Source organism: Marinovum sp. E3 (assembly GCF_055755275.1).
In genome coordinates, this window is sequence record NZ_CM146908.1 from 2995016 (window position 1) to 3013656 (window position 18641).

At 64.6% G+C, this 18641-nt stretch carries 21 protein-coding genes and 1 tRNA gene; 6 read left to right on the forward strand and 16 right to left on the reverse strand.

Annotated features, from left to right (window positions below; all coding sequences use genetic code 11):
- Window positions 1-7: 7 nt before the first annotated feature.
- The 10 genes from AC0J5K_RS14680 to AC0J5K_RS14725 all read right to left on the reverse strand — a co-directional run bounded on the left by AC0J5K_RS14680 (window position 8) and on the right by AC0J5K_RS14725 (window position 8403).
- Window positions 8-490, reverse strand: a complete 483-nt coding sequence (locus AC0J5K_RS14680; protein ID WP_074840079.1) for a tripartite tricarboxylate transporter TctB family protein — start codon at window positions 488-490, stop codon at window positions 8-10.
- 10 nt (window positions 491-500) lie between these two features.
- Window positions 501-1472, reverse strand: a complete 972-nt coding sequence (locus tag AC0J5K_RS14685; RefSeq protein ID WP_074840081.1) for a tripartite tricarboxylate transporter substrate binding protein — start codon at window positions 1470-1472, stop codon at window positions 501-503.
- An 18-nt stretch (window positions 1473-1490) separates the two neighbouring features.
- Window positions 1491-2255, reverse strand: a complete 765-nt coding sequence (locus AC0J5K_RS14690; RefSeq protein WP_274566232.1) for a FadR/GntR family transcriptional regulator — start codon at window positions 2253-2255, stop codon at window positions 1491-1493.
- 520 nt (window positions 2256-2775) lie between these two features.
- Window positions 2776-3327, reverse strand: coding sequence for a hypothetical protein (locus tag AC0J5K_RS14695; protein ID WP_274591799.1), 552 nt, complete (start codon window positions 3325-3327; stop codon window positions 2776-2778).
- A gap of 77 nt (window positions 3328-3404) precedes the next feature.
- Entirely contained in the window at window positions 3405-3893 is a 489-nt protein-coding gene (locus AC0J5K_RS14700) for a hypothetical protein (RefSeq protein ID WP_274566230.1), read from the reverse strand.
- A gap of 181 nt (window positions 3894-4074) precedes the next feature.
- A tRNA-Pro gene (locus AC0J5K_RS14705) sits at window positions 4075-4151 on the reverse strand.
- 47 nt (window positions 4152-4198) lie between these two features.
- Window positions 4199-5143, reverse strand: coding sequence for a DMT family transporter (locus AC0J5K_RS14710; protein WP_048533071.1), 945 nt, complete (start codon window positions 5141-5143; stop codon window positions 4199-4201).
- 155 nt (window positions 5144-5298) lie between these two features.
- Complete coding sequence (gene leuB, locus AC0J5K_RS14715; RefSeq protein ID WP_074835824.1) at window positions 5299-6405, reverse strand: 3-isopropylmalate dehydrogenase; 1107 nt, start codon at window positions 6403-6405, stop codon at window positions 5299-5301.
- A 124-nt stretch (window positions 6406-6529) separates the two neighbouring features.
- Window positions 6530-7507 carry an endonuclease/exonuclease/phosphatase family protein gene (locus AC0J5K_RS14720; protein WP_274566229.1) on the reverse strand — a complete coding sequence of 326 codons (978 nt, stop codon included), beginning with the start codon at window positions 7505-7507 and terminating at the stop codon, window positions 6530-6532.
- Window positions 7508-7575: 68 nt separating this feature from the next.
- Window positions 7576-8403, reverse strand: coding sequence for a hypothetical protein (locus tag AC0J5K_RS14725; RefSeq protein ID WP_048533074.1), 828 nt, complete (start codon window positions 8401-8403; stop codon window positions 7576-7578).
- Between the two features lie 508 nt (window positions 8404-8911).
- Here AC0J5K_RS14725 and AC0J5K_RS14730 point away from each other — a divergent pair.
- Window positions 8912-9310, forward strand: a complete 399-nt coding sequence (locus AC0J5K_RS14730) for a CVNH domain-containing protein (protein WP_274566228.1) — start codon at window positions 8912-8914, stop codon at window positions 9308-9310.
- Between the two features lie 69 nt (window positions 9311-9379).
- Here AC0J5K_RS14730 and leuD read toward each other — a convergent pair whose 3' ends face one another.
- Together leuD and leuC are read right to left on the reverse strand one after the other, a co-directional pair.
- Window positions 9380-9985, reverse strand: a complete 606-nt coding sequence (leuD, locus tag AC0J5K_RS14735; protein ID WP_048533078.1) for a 3-isopropylmalate dehydratase small subunit — start codon at window positions 9983-9985, stop codon at window positions 9380-9382.
- A gap of 85 nt (window positions 9986-10070) precedes the next feature.
- On the reverse strand, window positions 10071-11474 hold the full coding sequence (gene leuC / locus AC0J5K_RS14740) for a 3-isopropylmalate dehydratase large subunit (protein WP_048533080.1): 1404 nt from the start codon (window positions 11472-11474) through the stop codon (window positions 10071-10073).
- Window positions 11475-11727: 253 nt separating this feature from the next.
- Here leuC and AC0J5K_RS14745 point away from each other — a divergent pair, with 253 nt between their 5' ends.
- From AC0J5K_RS14745 to rlmH, 4 genes are all read left to right on the forward strand, one after another.
- Window positions 11728-11889 carry a hypothetical protein gene (locus AC0J5K_RS14745; protein ID WP_158499046.1) on the forward strand — a complete coding sequence of 54 codons (162 nt, stop codon included), beginning with the start codon at window positions 11728-11730 and terminating at the stop codon, window positions 11887-11889.
- 183 nt (window positions 11890-12072) lie between these two features.
- Complete coding sequence (locus AC0J5K_RS14750; protein ID WP_274566227.1) at window positions 12073-13428, forward strand: mechanosensitive ion channel family protein; 1356 nt, start codon at window positions 12073-12075, stop codon at window positions 13426-13428.
- 63 nt (window positions 13429-13491) lie between these two features.
- A complete protein-coding gene (rsfS, locus tag AC0J5K_RS14755; RefSeq protein WP_082154539.1) occupies window positions 13492-13941 on the forward strand; it encodes a ribosome silencing factor in 450 nt (149 codons plus the stop codon).
- Window positions 13942-13950: 9 nt separating this feature from the next.
- Window positions 13951-14421, forward strand: a complete 471-nt coding sequence (gene rlmH, locus AC0J5K_RS14760) for a 23S rRNA (pseudouridine(1915)-N(3))-methyltransferase RlmH (protein WP_274566226.1) — start codon at window positions 13951-13953, stop codon at window positions 14419-14421.
- A gap of 267 nt (window positions 14422-14688) precedes the next feature.
- On the opposite strand, the gene rsmD is transcribed toward rlmH, so the two are convergent.
- Window positions 14689-15252, reverse strand: a complete 564-nt coding sequence (gene rsmD, locus AC0J5K_RS14765; RefSeq protein WP_048533082.1) for a 16S rRNA (guanine(966)-N(2))-methyltransferase RsmD — start codon at window positions 15250-15252, stop codon at window positions 14689-14691.
- On the reverse strand, window positions 15249-16457 hold the full coding sequence (locus tag AC0J5K_RS14770; protein WP_274566225.1) for an NAD(P)/FAD-dependent oxidoreductase: 1209 nt from the start codon (window positions 16455-16457) through the stop codon (window positions 15249-15251). The genes rsmD and AC0J5K_RS14770 overlap by 4 nt, the downstream gene beginning before the upstream one ends.
- Window positions 16458-16558: 101 nt before the next feature.
- Here AC0J5K_RS14770 and AC0J5K_RS14775 point away from each other — a divergent pair, with 101 nt between their 5' ends.
- Window positions 16559-17047: a peroxiredoxin gene (locus AC0J5K_RS14775; RefSeq protein WP_048533085.1), complete on the forward strand. Its 489-nt coding sequence runs from the start codon at window positions 16559-16561 to the stop codon at window positions 17045-17047.
- A 95-nt stretch (window positions 17048-17142) separates the two neighbouring features.
- On the opposite strand, the gene AC0J5K_RS14780 is transcribed toward AC0J5K_RS14775, so the two are convergent.
- Together AC0J5K_RS14780 and AC0J5K_RS14785 are read right to left on the reverse strand one after the other, a co-directional pair.
- Window positions 17143-17439, reverse strand: coding sequence for a 4a-hydroxytetrahydrobiopterin dehydratase (locus tag AC0J5K_RS14780; protein WP_048533087.1), 297 nt, complete (start codon window positions 17437-17439; stop codon window positions 17143-17145).
- The gene (locus AC0J5K_RS14785; protein WP_274566224.1) at window positions 17436-18623 is read right to left on the reverse strand and encodes a GNAT family N-acetyltransferase; all 1188 of its coding nucleotides are present in this window, start codon (window positions 18621-18623) and stop codon (window positions 17436-17438) included. The genes AC0J5K_RS14780 and AC0J5K_RS14785 overlap by 4 nt, the downstream gene beginning before the upstream one ends.
- Window positions 18624-18641 lie beyond the last annotated feature (18 nt).

Genomic DNA, 18641 nt, shown 5'->3' on the forward strand with positions numbered 1-18641 from the left:
CGAAACCTCAGAACCAGGGGCCGAAAAACGGCCCGGTGGGAAGCGGAACGCGCATCACCCGCGTAAAGAACACGGTGACCACCACGCAGATGACCACCGCCGACACCAGCGCCGGCACCGGTTTTTCCTGCCAGGCCAGCGCGTTGAGAAAGATCAGCGGCGTCGCCACCAGAAGCGTGCCGAAGGCCGGCGAGAGCAGGCCGAAGGCGACGATGGTCAGCGGGATCAGAAGAACCCGGACCATCCGCCTTGGCGACCGCATCCAGTCTTCGGCCACGGGCCGGAACAGGCGGCCGTCGTCATGCCGGCGGGCGCGCAGGCTGCGCGCCACGACGGCCAGTCCCAGCAGCACAAAGGCGCTGCCGATCATGTAAGGGAACAGTCGTGGGGATGCGGCTCCGGCCGGTTCCGGGAAGGTCGTGGCGCGCAGCACCACGAACCCGCCCAGACACGCGAAGCCCAATCCTGTCCAGATATCGGGGAGCCGCATCTGTCCGGCCTCAGTTTTCGCGCTGCGACAGGCCGATGGACTTCATGACCGCGCCAACGCTTTGCTGGGTTTCGGCCAGGAAGGTCTCGAAGGCCTCGGACCCGCGGTAGTCGGCGCCAAAGCCCTGTTTGGACATGAAGCCCTGAAACGCCTCGCTGTCAAACACCGCCTGGGTCGCCTCTTCCAGCCGCGCTGCCGCCTCGGCATCCATGCCCGCCGGGCCGACAACCCCGCGCCATGTGCCGCCGGCAAACGGCTCGCCGGTCTGTTCGGAGGCGGTCGGCACCTCGGGGAAGGAGGCATTGCGCTCTTCCGAGAAGACCGCGATGGCGCGCGACAGGCCCGCATCCATCATCGTCTTGCCTTCGGGCAGCGAGGACGGGATGATCTGCACGCCCCCGGCAGCCAGTTCCTGGAACCCGGGCGCGGCGCCCTGTGACGGCACCATGGTGACCTTCAGCGGATCGATGCCCTGCTGTTGCAGGAAGCCGGCGAAGGCCAGGTGATAGGCCGCGCCCACGGCGGTGCCAGACATCTTGTAGGTGCCCTGCGGATCGGCCTTGATCGCGGCCACCGCCTCCTCGACGTTCTGCCAGTCGCTGCCGGCGGCGATGTGAAAGGCCGCCGGGTCGAAGTTGATCAGCGCGATCGGCGTGAAATCCTCGGCCTGGAACTCGGCATTGCCGGTCCAGTAATAGGTCAGCATCTCGGCGGTGGCAAAGCCGATGGTGTAGCCGTCGGTCGGCGCGGTAACCATCGCGTTGTGGCCGACGACGCCGGCGCCGCCCGAACGGTTGACCACCGAGACCGGCACGCCCAGCTCGGCCTCGAGACCGTTGGCCAGGGTGCGCGCAATCGCGTCGGTGCCGCCGCCGGCATTCCACGGCACGATCAGGGTGATGGGTTTCTCGGGATATTGTGCAGCGGCCATCGTCGTGGTGGCCACCGCTGCGGCCATCGCCAACAGGGTGTTCTTCAGCATGTAAAATTCCTCCTGATTTCAGCTGATTGGTTTTATGATCTGGTAATTCTCCAGGTTTCGGCGCGTAAAGCCGATCATGTCGAGCATCGCCTGTCGCGCCTCCTCCGGCCTGCGTTGTTCGATCGCTTCGAGAACCCGCAGGTGATTGGCCAGGTTCTTGCGAAAACTTTCCATGTGCCGTTCGATCGCGGCCTTGAACAACAGCCCCAGTACCGCATCGATGGCAGTGTCGAATGCCTCGAGGATCGGGTTGCCGGTGGCAGCCAGGATCCCGAGGTGGAAATCCTTGTCTGCCTGAATGGCCGCTTCCACGTCGTCGTTTTCGGCGGCCCGCTCCATCGCTTCATAGGCCAGCCGGATGCGGGTGATCTCGCGCCGGTCGGCGCGGACAGCGGCCAGCGCGCAGGCTGCCGGCTCGAACACCTCGCGCGCCTCGTCGATGGCCGAGGACAGCTCGACGTTGACCCCCTCCACCGGCTGCATCCAGCGCAGCACGTCGCGGCTGAGCAGGCTCCAGTCCTGCCGTGGCCGGACCCGTGTGCCGTGGCGCGTGCGCACCTCGAGCAGACCCAGCGCCGTCAGCGTCTTGATTGCCTCGCGCAACGTGGTTCGGCTGACCGACAGCTCTTCGATCAGCTCTTTCTCGACCGGAAGCGTTTCGCCGACGGCGTAGTCGCCGGTCACGACGCGCCGGCCGAGAAGCTCCAGCACCTCCGAGACCTTGGCCGGCCGGCCTCCGGCCGCACGCATGGCGCTTTGAGCGGTGATGTTCGGTTTTTCCATTTTCACCTCCCTCTTCAACTCGCCCCGGCAAAGGGGCCGCCATGCATCTTGGTGATTGGTATGACGAATCTCCAGCGCAGTCAATGGTACGATTATTGGTTTTCATTTATCACACCATTTATCGAAATGCGCGGCGACGGCGGCGCCCAGGCCCGGCACCCCGGCCCAGGCCAACAAACGCCATGCCCGTGACGCACCGCAGAGCGCCGCTCAGCAAATCAGGGAGTTCGATCAGGAAAAGGGCCTGACCAACGGCAGGGCAGCCGAGGCAGAGGCCATCGCCTGCGCAAGCTGCGGCGGAAACCGGGGCCCGAAAAAACAAACGACGCCGCAAGGGCCAGCCCTTCGCGATTCGCGGCACAGCCTCCGAAGAAGGCCTTTATGAATGCGAAGGCATGTCCAGCAGAGGCGCCCTAAAAATCCTCGGGAGCCTCTGTTCGATGTCAGCTAAGCGGACAAAGCTGCCGTTGAGTGCGATTTGGCCGAAAGGTTCGCAATCGGACCATGCCGGACAGAAGTTTCAGGCCACGTAGAAGAACAATGGCACCGGGGCAACGGCACAGATGACCACCGCCAGAAAAGGCCAAAAGGAATATAGCCGCGAGGCACCCGCGATGAACGCCAGTCCACCTCCGCCGCCGAGGAGCGAGTTTCCCGGTGTGTTGAGCGCTATGGCGAGCAGCAGGTGCCTGTTGTCAATCAGTCTTCGACCGAGGTTCGACGGAATGATCCCGGAAAGCGCGTCCATTCGGTCAACCGGGGCGGCGGCGTCATATTCGGCGACGAAGTCCGCGGCCCTGGTCAGTCTAAGCCAGTTCAGCAGACCTGCGAGGATCGTTGCGGGTATCAACCGCGCGACAGCGAATGACAGAACCAGCGCGCTGACCATCCCAAGGTAAACAAGCGGTGCAACTTGCCCACCAAACAACAAGAGCATTGCGAATCCGATTTCCGCGCCCGGAACAAAGGGGATAGCAGCGAGAACGATGAATGCCACGAATGCCGTCATCACAATCCGATGGATCAATGGCTCATTCATCGGGCGCATGTCTGGAACGGTCAGGTCCTTCAACAGGTCGCCCAGATACCACCCCCCCAGCAAGAGCAGGCCGTAAAATGCAATTGCTCTTCGCCTTGCCCAAAAACCTTTCAAAACCGCGCGCACAACGGATTGCCGTCCGGGTCCATCAACTGCATATCCTGAAGGATGTCCGCAGGCGAAGCCGTCTCGAACGCTGACGCAGATTCTCCGATGAAGACGATCTCGCGTCGGGACGTCCAGTACCATCGACGACGCTCCCAGGTGATCGAAACGCGGATTGACCCGTCGCCCTTTACCAGCCCATCGTAGTCGAAACGGCCACGGCTTTCGCTTTCAAGCATACCGGTGAAGCGAACGCCCTCGGCGGTCTCTTCCGTGTGGTAGGGTCCCGGAACGAAACCGCAACGCGTACAGATATCGGACCAGAATTGGCCGTCGTTGAAAAACAAGCTGTCTTCCATGTCGGGATTTTCAATCGGCCCGATCATGCCTGAAAAGGAACGGCCATCAAGGACGCCCTCGGCGTTCGCACCGCCTGGCCCGGTGAACGTGACGAATAGCGTTGCGGCTAATGAGATGACAATTCGTCTGAACAATTCCCTCACTCCTGCAGCCTGCAAGCTAAACAGCAAACCTTGTGTGCGCAACAAATGTAACGATTTGGTCGCCGAGGCAGGTCTGCCTCGGGCTCGAAGCGGAGAGTGCACCTTGGGCCCAAGTCTCGCTCACCTGCACCACGAAGCGCAAAAAAGGCGCCGCAAGGGCGCCTTGTTTCATTGGTCGGAGTGAGAGGATTCGAACCTCCGGCCCCTGCCTCCCGAAGACAGTGCTCTACCAGGCTGAGCTACACTCCGACCGTGACCGGCGGATTACATCGGCGCTTGCGGCAATGCAAGAGGTTTCAGTCGCTTTTCCAGCGCTTCAGGATCGCCGACGTGCGAAGGCTGCCGGGGCTGTAGCCGCGACTGCGGTTGCGCAGCACCGGCGTGTTGCTGGATTTGCCGCCGCGGCTCTCGCGATAGACGATGTAGAGGCCGGAAAGGATGATCAGCCCGGCGCCGGAAATCGTCGGCCGATCCAGGCTTTCACCGAAGAGCAGAAAGCCGAAGAAGGTGGCCCAGATGATTTGCGAATATTGCATCGGCGCCACGATGGCCGCCTCGCCGAAGCGATAGGCGGCGATGACACACATGCTGGCGGTAAAGCCCAGCAAGGCCATGATGCCGAGACCGCCGAGATCCAGCATCGGCATCGGCACATAGACAAAGGGCAGTGCCAGGCCCATTAGGATGAAATTGCCCGCCAGCGGATAAAGCAGCAGCACAACGGTGCGCTCTTCCTTGCCGATCTTGCGCACCACCACCGAGGACAGCGCGTTGCAGAAGGCAGAACCCAGCGCCGCAGCATGGCCCAGCGTCAGCTCCTGCGCGCCGGGCCGCAGCACCACGATCACCCCCAGCAGCCCGATCAGCACCGCCGCCCAACGGTGCGGGCCGACACTTTCGCCCAGCATCGGGATCGCCAGCACGGTGATCAGGATCGGCGCGGCAAAGAGCAGCGTGTAGGTCTGGGCCAGGGGCAGCACGGAAAAGGCATAAAACGCCAGAAGGCCCGCCCCCAGCGCGCCAAAGACCCGCACCGAGACCCACCAGGGATGCACCGGGCGCAGGTTCTCGCGGGTCGGATCGCTCATCAGCACAAAGGTCAGCAACGGAAAGCTGAACAGCCCGGCAAAAAAGATGATCTGGACCGGCGAATAGCTGCTGCCGAGGTATTTCACCACGACATCATGCACCGAAAACATGGCAAAGCCCAAAAGGGCAAAGAGCAGGCCTTTGATGTTCATGGGGTCTCGCAGAAGTTCTGGCCGCGGCCAATTTGCGTCATGCCCGTGTTACGGCGATTTGACGCCGGGGATCAAGCCCCGGGGCGGCGCGGCCCGGACCGGGGCCGCAAGCCGTGGCGTGATCGCCCCGCGCGGGGGCGATCACGCGGTCTGGCTCAGAGCGAGGCGTCGAGCGCCGCGAGAACGGCGTCGCCGGCCTCGGAGGTCGAGGCCGGCTTGGCGCCTTCGGCCTGCAACAGGTCGGCGGTGCGCACGCCGTCGGCCAGCACCTTTTCGACAGCCTTTTCCAGCCGGTCGGCCTCGGCGCCCTGGTCGAAGCTGTAGCGCAGCGCCATGGCAAAGCTCAGGATACAGGCGATCGGATTGGCCTTGCCCTGCCCCGCGATGTCGGGCGCCGAACCATGCACCGGCTCGTAGAGCGCCTTCGGCCGGCCGTTCTCCATCGGCGCGCCGAGCGAGGCCGAGGGCAGCATGCCGAGCGAACCGGTCAGCATCGCCGCGAGGTCCGACAGCAGGTCGCCAAAGAGATTGTCGGTCACGATCACGTCGAACTGCTTGGGCCAGCGGGTGAGCTGCATGGCGCCGGCGTCGGCATACATATGCGACAGCTCGACATCGGGGTATTCCGCCTGATGCACCTCGGTGACCACGTCGCGCCAGAGCACGCCGCTTTCCATCACATTGGCCTTTTCCATCGAGCAGAGCTTGTTGCCACGCTTGCGGGCCAGTTCGAAGGCCGACCGGGCGACGCGCGCGATCTCGCTCTCGGTGTAACGCTGGGTGTTGATGCCGACGCGCTCGTTGCCTTCCTTGATCACGCCGCGCGGCTCGCCGAAATAGACGCCCGAGGTCAGCTCGCGCACGATCATGATGTCGAGGCCCGAAACCACGTCAGTTTTCAGCGACGAGAAATCCGCCAGCGCGTCGAAACATTGTGCCGGGCGCAGGTTGGCATAGAGGTCCATTTCCTTGCGCAGGCGCAGAAGGCCTCGCTCGGGCTTGAGCGAGAAGTCGAGGGTGTCGTATTGCGGCCCGCCCACGGCGCCCAGCAGGACGGCATCGACCTCCTGCGCCTTGGCCATGGTGTCGTCATGCAGCGGCGTGCCGTGTTTGTCGTAGGCGCAGCCGCCGACGAGATCTTCGCTGACCTCGAACTTGAGCCCGCGCTTGTCGCCGTACCAGTCGATGATCCGGCGGACCTGCTGCATGACCTCGGGGCCGATGCCGTCACCCGGCAGGATCAGAAGGGAAGGCGTGCTCATGAGGCGGTTCCTTTGTCACAAAAACGTTCCCGCATCGCCTATCCAATGCCTGCCGGAGGGTCAAGAATGACGAGGCCCGCGCGCCTCTCGTCTCGCGCGCCCCGGAGCGCGGTCCGGGGCGGGGTCACCGGCCCGGCGGCCAGTCGATATCAACCCAGACCAGCGCATGCCGCGAGGCCCGTGCCGCCAGGCTGTCGGGCGCCGGCCAGCGGGTGCCGCTGCCCAGCACCTTCAGATCGGCCGCGGGCAGGACGTAATCGACCCGCAGGTTGCCCGGCACCGGCTCGGTCCAATTGGCGGTGTCGCGCGCCGGATCGCCGCGCTGGCCGGGAGTGGCCTCTTCCGCGGCGGCCGGATCCCGCGGAGCCGGGTCTTGCAGGCGCGGGTCGGCCAGCAGCGTGCGGATCGCCGCATGGCGGCCCTCGCCATCCTCGGGGTCGAGGTTGGCATTGCCCATCAGCACCAGGTTTTGCGGCACCGCCCCGAAAGCGCCGTCGAGATAGTGCCGCCAGAAGATCACCTCGTCGTGGTTGCGCCGGCCGTTGCGGTCCTCGGGCCCGTCGAACACCGGGGGCGAGGCGGAAAAGGCCAGCACGGTCAGCTGGCCGCCCGACAGGGTCAGCGGCACCGCCCAATGCGCCACGCTTGACAGCGGCAGCACGTCCTGCGCCGCCGCCGGGAGCTCCGCCCCCGCCATCAGATTGCCCGGCAGGTCGCGCCAGAGCCGCGCCGAGAAATCCCGCGCGCCCGCCGCCAGCGGATAGCGTGACAGCAGCGCCATGCCGTTGTCGCCGGTGAAAAAGCCGAAGCCCAGCGCATCCTCGGGCTCTTGCCGGCGCCCGTCAGCATCGAGATCCACCCCGATGTCGCGCCCGGCATTCTGTGCCGGTGCGAAAAGATGCGGATAATCGGGTCCCGCCGTGGCGATCCGGTCGCGCAGCGCGTGCAGGCTCAGCAGCGTCAGGTCATGGTCGATGTCGGTGAGCAGCAGGATATCGGGCCGCACCTCGGCCAGCAGCCGCACCACCGCCGCGACCTGCGGATCCTCACCCTTGCGGATATCGCGCAGCAGCAGGCCGGGCCCCTTGCGGCTCAGTTCCACATGCCAAGTGGCAAGGCGCAGCGGCTCGGCGCCAAGCGGCGGCCCGACCAGGCAACAGAAAAGAAGGATCAGCCAGCGTGCTGGGCGCGCGCATAGGCGCGGCGGCGCTTTTCCTCGATCAGGTCGGCCACCCGGCCCATGGCGATGCCGCGCATGATCATGCTGGCGGGAATGAAGGCCCATGCAACCATCGTCCATACAAAGCTCTGCGAGTCAAACAGCGTGAAGGCATCGAACACCCCGGAGGCCAGCCGGATACCGGCCGGGATCACGAAGGGCAGGACAACCCCTGCCGCGATGTTGAGCCAGCCGTCGCGGCGCAGCCGGGGCAGCACGTCGCCGCCGGTGGTCGGATCGAAAAGCGGCAGGTTGACCCAGACGTTGAACGCCCCGTTGCGCGACGGCCAGTCATAGACATGCACCAGAAGCGCGAACGTGCCAAGAGCGGTAAGCGACATGGCATAGACCATCGCCGCGCCGTCGCGGGCCCGCTCGATCAGCTCGAGGCTGGAATCCGTGGGCAGGCCGTAGATGAAGATGCGCACCGGCGAATACGGCAGATCGAGCAGTTCGCCCATTGCCGAAGCCCCGCGCGAGACGATGCCGGTCAGCACGCCGGGATGCCCGGCATGACGGGTCAGCCAGGTCAGGCAGATCACCATCAGCATCAGCATGACAAAGCGCATGCGGTTGAACGGCGGCGCGTGCCGGAACTCGACAAAGCTGGGGTAGGACGAGGAATATTCGGCAAAGACAAAGACCGCCGCGAGGAGCGCGACCAGCACCGATATCTGTGCGCCATCGGAACCGTTCGGGCCCAGCATCAAAGCTGGCAGAACCACCAGGCTTGACACCAGCAACGCCCGTACCGCCGCACCGAATATGCGTGAAATCACTGCCCCGTTCCCTTCAATCCGGTTGGACACGGTACGATGCCGTGCCCTTGTTCCAGTTTGATGCCGCTTGGGTTCTGCGGCCTGCCTCATTCTTGCCCAATTGTTGCCCCCTTTCGGCCGGTCTCTCAACCGTCTGTTCACAGTATTGAAACTATTCGGGCAATTTCGTGGGATAGGTGGTGCCCGATTGCATCAATAATAGGGCAGGAAAACGTCAATGAAAACAGCGCACACCAGATGTAGCGGCGCATAGGTATAGGGATACAAGCCCCACCATATTCCTTCGAATTGCCGCCCTATTCGAAAGTATCGCTGCAATCGTCTTTCGAGCGCGATTGCGGCGCCCCCTCACAATCGCATCCGCCTGTGACCCCGGTCACGGGGCACCACCTTTCCTGCTCTGAGAGAGCCTGATTCGCGCGATTCTACCTTTGGGTGATAGGTTGCCTCGGGTACGCTCCGCTCGGGTCGCGCCTGAAGCGGCCGGATAGATCAAGGGGAGACCTCCATGAGAACGCTTGTCGCAACCGCCCTGCTGAGCCTCGTTCCGGGTGCGGTTCTGGCCGCCGGCCATTCCGACGCCAGCACCTTTCCGAACACCTGCTCCAACACCTCGTTTCAATACGGCGCTGACGGCGGGGCCGAGATCCATGCCACCTGCCTGCGCGCCGACGGCTCGCCCAACCAGACCAGCATCGCCATGCCGGCGATCGCCAACAACAACGGCAGGCTCGAGATGTCGGGAGACGTCGCCAGCTTTCAGAAGAGCTGCGGCAACATCTTGCTCGAGACCAATATCGACGGCGTGACCCTGACCGCCAACTGCCGCACCGAGGCCGGCACATTCGAAGAGACCTCGATCAATGTGCCCGGCATCGGCAATTCCGACGGCACCCTGTCGAACTGAACGAGGCCGCAACAAAAAACGGCGCGGAGGACCGCGCCGTTTCCGTGACCGTCGTGCAGGCCGTGGGCCTCAGACCCAAGGACGCTCCTGCGCCGCCTTGGCCTCGAAACTGTCGATCGAGGCTTCCTTGGCCATGGTCAGCCCGATGTCGTCGAGGCCTTCCATGAGGCAATGTTTCTTGAAGGCATCGACCTCGAACGTGATGGTGCCGCCATCGGGGCCCTGGATGGTCTGGTTTTCCAGGTCGATGGTCAGCTTGGCATTGGCGCCGCGCTCGGCGTCATCCATCAGCTTGTCGACATCTTCCTGCGGCAGGACGATCGGCAGGATGCCGTTCTTGAAGCAGTTGTTGTAGAAGATGTCGGCGAAGGAGGTGGAGATCACGCATTTGATGCCGAAATCCTTCAGCGCCCAGGGCGCGTGTTCCCGCGACGAACCGCAGCCGAAGTTGTCGCCGGCGACGAGGATCTCGGCGTTGCGGTACTGCGGCTTGTTCAACACGAAATCCGGGATTTCCGAGCCGTCGCGGTTGTAGCGCATCTCGTCGAACAGGTTCTTGCCGAAGCCGGTGCGCTGGATCGATTTCAGGAACACCTTGGGGATGATCATGTCGGTGTCGATATTGACCAGCGGCATGGGCGCCGCGGTGCCGGTGAGTTTGGTGAATTTTTCCATCGGTTCTTCCTTGTCGGACGGTGCGCAGTACATGCGCACCCTACGGGTGGGGCGTAGGGTGTGCGGTTTCCGCGCACCTGTGCCGTTACATCATCTCGCGCACATCGGTCAGGTGGCCGGTCACTGCCGCCGCCGCCGCCATCGCGGGGGAAACGAGGTGGGTGCGGCCCTTGTAGCCCTGACGGCCCTCGAAGTTGCGGTTCGAGGTCGAGGCGCAGCGCTCGCCCTCGGACAGCTGGTCGGGGTTCATCGCCAGGCACATCGAACAGCCGGCCATGCGCCATTCGAACCCGGCTTCCTTGAAGATATCCGCCAGGCCCTCTTCCTCGGCCTGGGCCCGCACGAGGCCCGACCCGGGAACGACCATGGCCCGCATGCCGTCCTTGATCTTCTTGCCCTTGAGGATCTCGGCCGCGGCGCGCAGGTCCTCGATCCGGCCGTTGGTGCAGGAGCCGATGAAGACCGTGTCGATCTCGATCTCGGTCAGCGGCTGGCCCGGCTTGAGGCCCATGTAATCCAGCGAGCGTTTCGCCGCATCGACCTTGCCGCCCTTGAAATCCTCGGGCGCCGGCACCTTGGCGGTGATCGGCAGCACGTCCTCGGGCGAGGTGCCCCAGGTCACCACCGGGGCGATGTCTTCGCCCTTGATCGTGATCACCTTGTCCCAATGGGCGTCATCGTCGGAAAAGAGCGTCTTCCACCAGGTCAGCGCCGCTTCCCATTGCGCGCCTTTCGGGGCGTGCGGCCGGCCCTTGATATAGGTGAAGGTGGTCTCGTCCGGCGCGATCAGGCCGGCGCGGGCGCCGCCTTCGATCGCCATGTTGCAGACCGTCATCCGGCCTTCCATCGACAGGTCGCGGATCGCCTCGCCACAATATTCGATAACATAGCCGGTGCCGCCGGCGGTGCCGGTTTCGCCGATCACCGACAGGGTGATGTCCTTGGCGGTGACACCGGGGCGCAGCTTGCCGGTGATCTCGACCTTCATGTTCTTGGATTTCTTCTGGATCAGCGTCTGGGTGGCCAGCACGTGTTCGACCTCGGAGGTGCCGATGCCATGCGCCAGGGCGCCAAAGGCGCCGTGGGTCGCCGTGTGGCTGTCACCGCAGACCACGGTCATGCCCGGCAGGGTCCAGCCCTGTTCCGGCCCGACGATGTGCACGATGCCCTGGCGGACGTCGCTGACCGGGTAGTAATGCACGCCAAACTCCTTGGCGTTCTTGTCGAGCGCCTCGACCTGGATGCGGCTTTCGGGGTTGTCGATGCCGTTCACCCGGTCGGGGGTGGTGGGGACGTTGTGATCCGGCACGGCGATGGTCTTTTCCGGCGCGCGCACCTTGCGGCCCGCCATGCGCAGGCCTTCAAAGGCCTGCGGGCTGGTCACTTCGTGCACCAGATGGCGGTCGATATACAGCAGGCTGGTGCCGTCTTCGGCCTCATGCGCGACATGCGCATCCCAGATCTTGTCATAGAGCGTTTTGGGGGACATGGCTGGTCCTCTCCCGTTCAATTAATCATCATTTCAGGGGCGGATTGGCAAAAGGCCGCTTATAGCCGTGCGAGAACCGCGAAGGTCGCACCGAAGAACCGCTCGCTCAGGCGGGCGCGGTCTTGAATATCCGTCAGCATTTGCATAGCTGGCCCTTACAGGTTGGGCGAGATTCTCGCAAGCCTAAGCGAAGGTTTCCCGGAAAACGTGATCCCCCTGAAAGCCGGGGCCGGGGCGTGGGCGGGGTTGAACAATGAGCAAGCTGAGCGTGATCTATCTGGGCCTCTGCGCCGCGGTCCTGACCGCGGGGCTTGCCGTGCAATCTGTCCAGGGCGGCGCGACACCCTCGCAGACCGGCTTTTCGGAAAACACCCTCCGCGCGGTGATCGACGCGACCGGCCAGGGGCCGCATTAGGCGCCCCTGCGGCGCCGCGCCATCGCAGCACTCGAAACGTATTGTCCCGGCAGCGCCGGTCGGGCCGCCATGGCCCCGGCGCGTTGCGCCTGTGGTGCGAGCGGCGCCTAACCGCCCGCCCGACAAGGCTTGTCTGGTGAAACCTGACGGTGCAAGCTGACCTTCCCCGCACCAGGAGCCCAGATGGACCCGCAGACCGACCCCGCCAACGCAATCGCCCTGCTCGAGGGCCTTCTTACCAACGCGCAGGCCTGGGCCGAGTTCTATTTCAACATGCTGCTGCGCCCCTGGATCCGCTATCAGGTGCTCATCGCGGTGACCCTTCTGGCGGTGGCTTGGGGCGTTGGAAGCCTCGCCCGTCCGCGGCTGCACGACTGGATGCGCGGCCGCGAAGGCTGGCCGCGCTGGCGGATGCGGGTGCTGGTGATCGTGCATCGCCGGCTCAGGATGATCTTCTTTGTCGCCCTGATGTGGATCGCCGTGCTGATCATGCGCGAGGTGACCTGGCCCTCGCGCTCCTACCTGCTTGCGATCTTTGCCAATCTTGCCGCCGCCTGGCTGTTTGTCGTCTTTGCTACCCGGTTGATCGACAATCCGCTGTTGCGCACCACGGTCCGCTACGGCGCCTGGATCTGGGTCACCCTGTCGATCCTCGGGCTGACCGCGGACACCCAGCGCCTGCTCGAAGGCCTGGCGATCACTCTCGGCGACATGCGGCTTTCGGCCTGGCTGCTGGTGCAGGCGTTGGTGATCCTGACGGTGACAATTGCGCTGGCGCGCTTCATCGCCAAGACCACCGCCACCCGGATCCGGCGCAACGAGGATATCTCGCCGTCGATGCAGGTGCTGGCGGTGAAATTCCTCCAGGTGGTGCTTTACGGCGCGGCCTTCTTCATCGGGCTCAACATGGTCGGCGTCGACCTGACCGGGCTGGCGGTGCTCTCGGGGGCGATCGGCGTCGGCCTCGGCTTCGGGCTGCAAAAGGTGGTGTCGAACCTGGTGTCGGGCATCATCATCCTGATCGACAAGTCGATCAAGCCGGGCGACGTGATCAGCCTGGGCGAGACCTTTGGCTGGATCAACGCGCTCGGCGCGCGGTATGTCAGCGTCGTCACTCGCGATGGCCGCGAATACCTGATCCCCAACGAGGATCTGATTACCGGCCAGGTGGTGAACTGGTCGCATTCCTCGGATTTCGTGCGACTGGATATCTTTTTCGGCACCGCCTATGGCGACGACCCGCACAAGGTGCGCAAGCTGGCCATCGCGGCGGCCTCGGGCGTCAAACGGGTGCTGGAACATCCCAAGACCCCAGTTTGCCATATCGTCGGCTTCGGCGACAGTTCGGTTGATTACATCCTGCGCTTCTGGATCAGCGATCCGACCGGCGGGCTGACCAACATCCGCGGCGATGTGTACCTTGCGCTTTGGGACGCTTTCCAGGAAAACGACATCTCGATCCCCTTCCCGCAGCGCGAGGTGCGGATGCTCAATGACCGGGCGGAGGAAACCGAGTCCGGCGGCATATTGCAACCCTGAGCCCAGTTTCATTGAATTGTGACCCTCGGATTGCTAGATTGAGGGTACGCCAAGCGCCGGGCGATGCGGCGCGAAACCAAGGAGGACCGAGTCCTGACTCTTACCGTTGCGGCAAATTCTGCCGTTCAAGGCGCGCCCCGTACGGGCCAACATGCGGAAGTCACCAGCGAAGAGCTGCTTGCGCAAATCCTGACATCTCTTTCCGACAGCAAGGCCGAGGACATCGTGGAGATCGACCTCCGCGGCAAAACGGCCATGGGCGACTACATGGTGATCTGCTCCGGCCGGTCGTCACGTCAGGTCGCGGCGATTTCGGAAAAGCTTGTCGACATGCTCAAGGCCGATCTTGGCCGCAGCGCCAAGACCGAGGGCAAGGAAACCGGTGACTGGGTGTTGATCGACACCGGCGATGTGATCGTTCACGTTTTCCGCCCCGAGGTGCGCGAGTTCTACCAGCTGGAGAAGATGTGGCTGCCGACAGGCGAAGCCGCGTCGCGGCCCACGGGCCACTGACCCAGCCGGATGCGTGTGCATATATGCGCGGTGGGCCGCCTCAGGGCGGGCCCCGAGAAGACATTGATCGAGGATTATGCCACGCGCTTCGACAGGACGGGCCGGGCTCTCGGGCTGGGCCCCGTGACCTTTCACGAGGTCGAGGACCGCAAGGGCGGCGGCATGCCCGCCGAGGCCGCCCTGTTGCGCAAGGCGCTGCCCGATGGCGCGGTCAAGCTGGCGCTGGACGAGCGCGGCAAGCTGATGAGCTCTCCCGATTTTGCAGATGTTCTGGCGCGTCACCGCGATGATGGCCGCGGCGATCTGGCGCTGATCATCGGTGGCGCCGATGGCATCGACCCCGGGTTGCGCGCGGAATGCGACATGGCGCTGTCTTTCGGCAAGATGGTCTGGCCGCATATGCTGGTGCGGGTGATGCTGAGCGAGCAGCTGTATCGCGCCGCCTCGATCCTGGCCGGCGCGCCGTATCACCGGGTCTGAAACGCGCTCCTGCCCGCCCCTCACGCCGACGTCTCATCCGAAGCGAAGTCAGATCGGCGTTGACAGAAAAGACGCTTTGCGCGGCCCCTGCCCCGCACACGTAGCCACGGCGCCGCTTCGGCTTAGCCGCAATTGCTTGCGGCCCGTGCGCAGCCGGGCGGCGCCGTGGCATGCCGTGCTGCGGCCCGTCGGGCCGCCGTGAGGGTGGTCGCATGCAAGACAGGGACACAATGCCACAGATCCGCTGTCACCGCAATGCCACAGCCGTCAGTTTACTGGCTCCAGAAGGCTGATAAAGGTATCGCCGTACCGGCGCGCCTCGAGCAGATCGAATCCCTCGGGCGCGACCTGTGCCGTGCTTTCCTCCCAGACGATCAGCGCATCGGCGGCGATCCAGCCGCCGGCTTGCGCCGCGGCCAGCGCCTTGGCGCCCAGCGCCTTGCCATATGGCGGATCGAGAAAGACCAGATCGAACCCCGCCCCCTCGTTTGCCGGAAGCCGGGTGGCATCGCGGGCGATCAGCCGCGCCCGCCCGGCCTCGCGCAGCAGCGCGATATTGGCGCGGATCAGCTTTTGCGCCTTGCGGCCGTCATCGACAAACACCACCTCGGCGGCGCCGCGCGACAGCGCCTCGAACCCCAGCGCGCCGGTGCCGGCAAAGAGATCGAGCACCCGCGTGCCATCGAAGGGCGCACCGAAGCGGCCGCCACCCAGCATCCCGAACAGGCTCTCGCGCACGCGGTCGGTGGTGGGCCGCAGATGCGCGCCCGCATCGCCCTTGCCGACCGGGGTCAGCGCCCGGCCGCGATGTTCTCCGGCAATGATCCTCACCGTTTCAACAACGTCTTCATATCGCCGTCGGGGGTGTGCACCTCGTCGCGGGTGATGGTCTTGCCGGCCTCGATCAGCCGCTTGGCCACCATGTAGCCGCGGGCGTCGTTCATCGCGTCGACCGCCACCAACTGCGCGCCGTGGAAATACCAGAACGAGGTGCGCCCATCGTCGCCATGGCGGGTCTCGACATGGTCATAGCCGGTGTTGAGCCCGGCAATCTGCAACTTGCAATCGTATTGATCCGACCAGAACCACGGCTTGGCGACATAGTCCACATCGCCGCCCATCATGTTCTGCGCCACAACCTCGGCCTGATCGATGGCATTGGGCACGCTTTCCAGACGAATGCGTGTGCCCCGATAGGGAAAAGAGGTGCAATCCCCGGCCGCATAGACATCCGGCGCCGAGGTCCTGCCACGAGCGTCGGTCTTGATGCCGTTGTCGATCTCCAGCCCGGCCGCCTCGGCCAGCTCGGTCGCCGGCACGATGCCGACCCCGACAACCGCCATGTCGACCGCGATCTCGCTGCCATCAGTGAACCTGGCGCCGCTGACGTCGCCGTCGCCCAGCAGACGTTCGAGCCCGACACCTTCGCGGATATCAACCCCGTGGCTTTTGTGCAGCGCCCGAAAATGGTCCGAGGTCTCCCTCGCCGCCACCCGTTGCAGGATGCGCTGGCCCATCTCGACCAGGGTTACCTGCATGCCCTTCTTGGCCGCCACCGCCGCCGCCTCGAGCCCGATGTAGCCGCCGCCGACGATCAGCGCCCGCGCCCCCTCGCGCACCTGCGGCGCCATCGCGTCGACATCGGCCAGGGTGCGCACGGTAAAGACATTGCCCAGATCGCCGCCGATCGCCGCTGGCAACCTGCGCGGGTGCGACCCGGTGCAGAGCGCCAGCTTGTCGTAGGCCAGCCCCTCCGCGCCCAGCGACACCGTCTTGGCGCCGACGTCGAGCTCCGTCACCTCGGTGTTCAGCCGCAGCGTGATGTCCAGATCGTCATAGAAGTGCGCCGGCCGCAGATAGAGCCGCTCCTGCGCCATTTCGCCCAGCAGATAGGCCTTGGACAGCGGCGGCCGTTCATAAGGCGGCACCGGTTCCGCGCCGATCAAGGTGATCCGGCCGTCAAAGCCGCTGTTGCGCAGCTTGGCAACAAGCGATGCCCCGGCCTGCCCGCCGCCGACCACGATGAAATGCGCCATGGGCTGTCCTTTCGCTGAAATCCGAATATCTTGCTGGCCCTCGCCGCGGCAAAGCCTATATCGGGCGTCACGGCGAACGCAATTCGAATAGGACCACAGACATGACGATTTCATCCGGCGACACCCTGCCCACGGCCACCCTGCTGCGGATCGGCGCCGACGGGCCCGAGACGGTGGATCTCGGGGCACGGCTCAAGGGCCGCAAAACGGTGATCTTCGGGCTGCCGGGCGCCTTTACCCGCACCTGTTCCTCGGCCCATGTGCCGAGCTTCATCCGCACCCGGGCGGCGTTCGAGGCCAAGGGCGTGCAGGACATCATCTGCGTCTCGGTCAACGATCCCTTCGTCATGCACGCCTGGGGCGAAAGCAGCGGTGCCAATGCCGCCGGGCTGAGCTTTCTGGCCGATTCCGGGGCCGAGTTCACCAAGGCGATCGGCATGAACTTCACCGCGCCCGCCGTGGGGTTCTTTGACCGCTCGGTGCGCTACGCGCTTTATGCCGAGGACGGCGTCGTCCAGGTGCTGCACCGCGAGGAAAGCCCCGGCGTCTGCGAAGCCTCGGCCGGTGAGGCGCTGCTGGCGGCGATCTGATCTCCCCGTCCCGGACCCCGATCCGGGACCTCGCCCCGCAGGTCGGGACCACGGCCCCGACCATGAGGCCCCGGATCAGGTCCGGGGCGCGGGGCTCAATCGGCGAGCTGGTCCATCTTGCGGGCCAGCTTGACGTCGAGCGAGGACAGCCCGTCGACGTCATGGGTCGTCAGCACCACCTCGACGGTCTTGTAGACATTCGACCATTCCGGGTGATGGTTCCATTTCTCGGCATAGATCGCGACCCGCGTCATCCAGCCGAAGGCGTCGATGAAATCGTCGAACACATAGGTCTTGCAGATCGCGTCGCGATCGTCGTCGATTGTCCAGCCCTTGGCGACCAGCGGTGCAAGCATGGTCTTGCGGCCCGTGTCAGACAGTTTCTCGCTCATTGCTGTTCCTCCTGTTGGTCGCGCCGGAACGGGCCATAACTTGTCAGGATCTCGATATCCTCGTCAATCGCCGTGCGCTCCGCTTCGAGATAGCGCGAAATCGCCTCGGCAAAGCCCTTGTCGGCCACCCAATGCAGCGAATGGCAGGGCACCGGCAGATATCCGCGCGCCAGCTTGTGTTCGCCCTGCGCCCCGGCCTCGACCCGCGCCAGCCCCCGGCTGATGGCAAAGTCGATGGCCTGATAATAACACGCTTCGAAATGCAGGCAGGGGTGCTCTTCGATACAGCCCCAATAGCGGCCATACAGCACTTCGCGCCCGATGAAATTCAGCGCCCCCGCCACCGGCCTGCCGTCGCGCTCCGCCAGCACCAGCGCGATATCGTCGCGCAGCGCCTCCTGGGCGATGTCGAAAAACGCCCGCGTCAGATAGGGCGTGCCCCATTTGCGGCTCCCGGTGTCCTGGTAGAACACCCAGAAAGCATCCCAGTGCTCGGCTTCGATCTGATCGCCTGTCAGGGTGCGGATCGTGCCGCCGAAACTCCGGGCGCGCTGGCGTTCCTTGCGGATGGTCTTGCGCTTGCGCGACGAGAGCGCGGCGAGGAAGGCGTCGAAATCTTCGTAACCGTGGTTTTCCCAGTGGAATTGCTGGGTCTGACGGCGCAGCAGACCCATGCTTTCGCCCGCCCGGGCCTCTTCTTCGGTACAGAAGGTCACATGCAGCGACGACAGGCCATTGTTGGCCGCCAGCCGGATCGCGCCCTGTATCAGCGCCGAGGCGCCGATTTCGGCAAAGCCCGGCCGGGTGAGAAAGCGCCGACCGGTGGCCGGGGTGAAGGGCACCGCGACCTGAAGCTTGGGGTAATAGTCGCCGCCGGCGTTCTCATAGGCATGCGCCCAATTGTGGTCGAAGATATATTCGCCCTGGCTGTGGCTCTTGGCATAAAGCGGCGCGCAGGCGATCACCTCGCCGCCCAGCCGCGCGGTCAGGTAGGTCGGCTGCCAGCCGGAGCCGCGCCCGACCGAGCCGCTGGCCTCAAGCGCCTCGAGGAAGCGGTAGGTGGTGAAAGGGTCAAAAGGCCGCCCGCCGTCGTCTGTTTCGGGGCAGGCACAGGCATCCCAGACGGCGGCGCCGATCTCGGATATCCGGTCATGGGTCTGGATTTCAATCTGGGTTTCGCGCATCACACCTGCCTTCGTCCT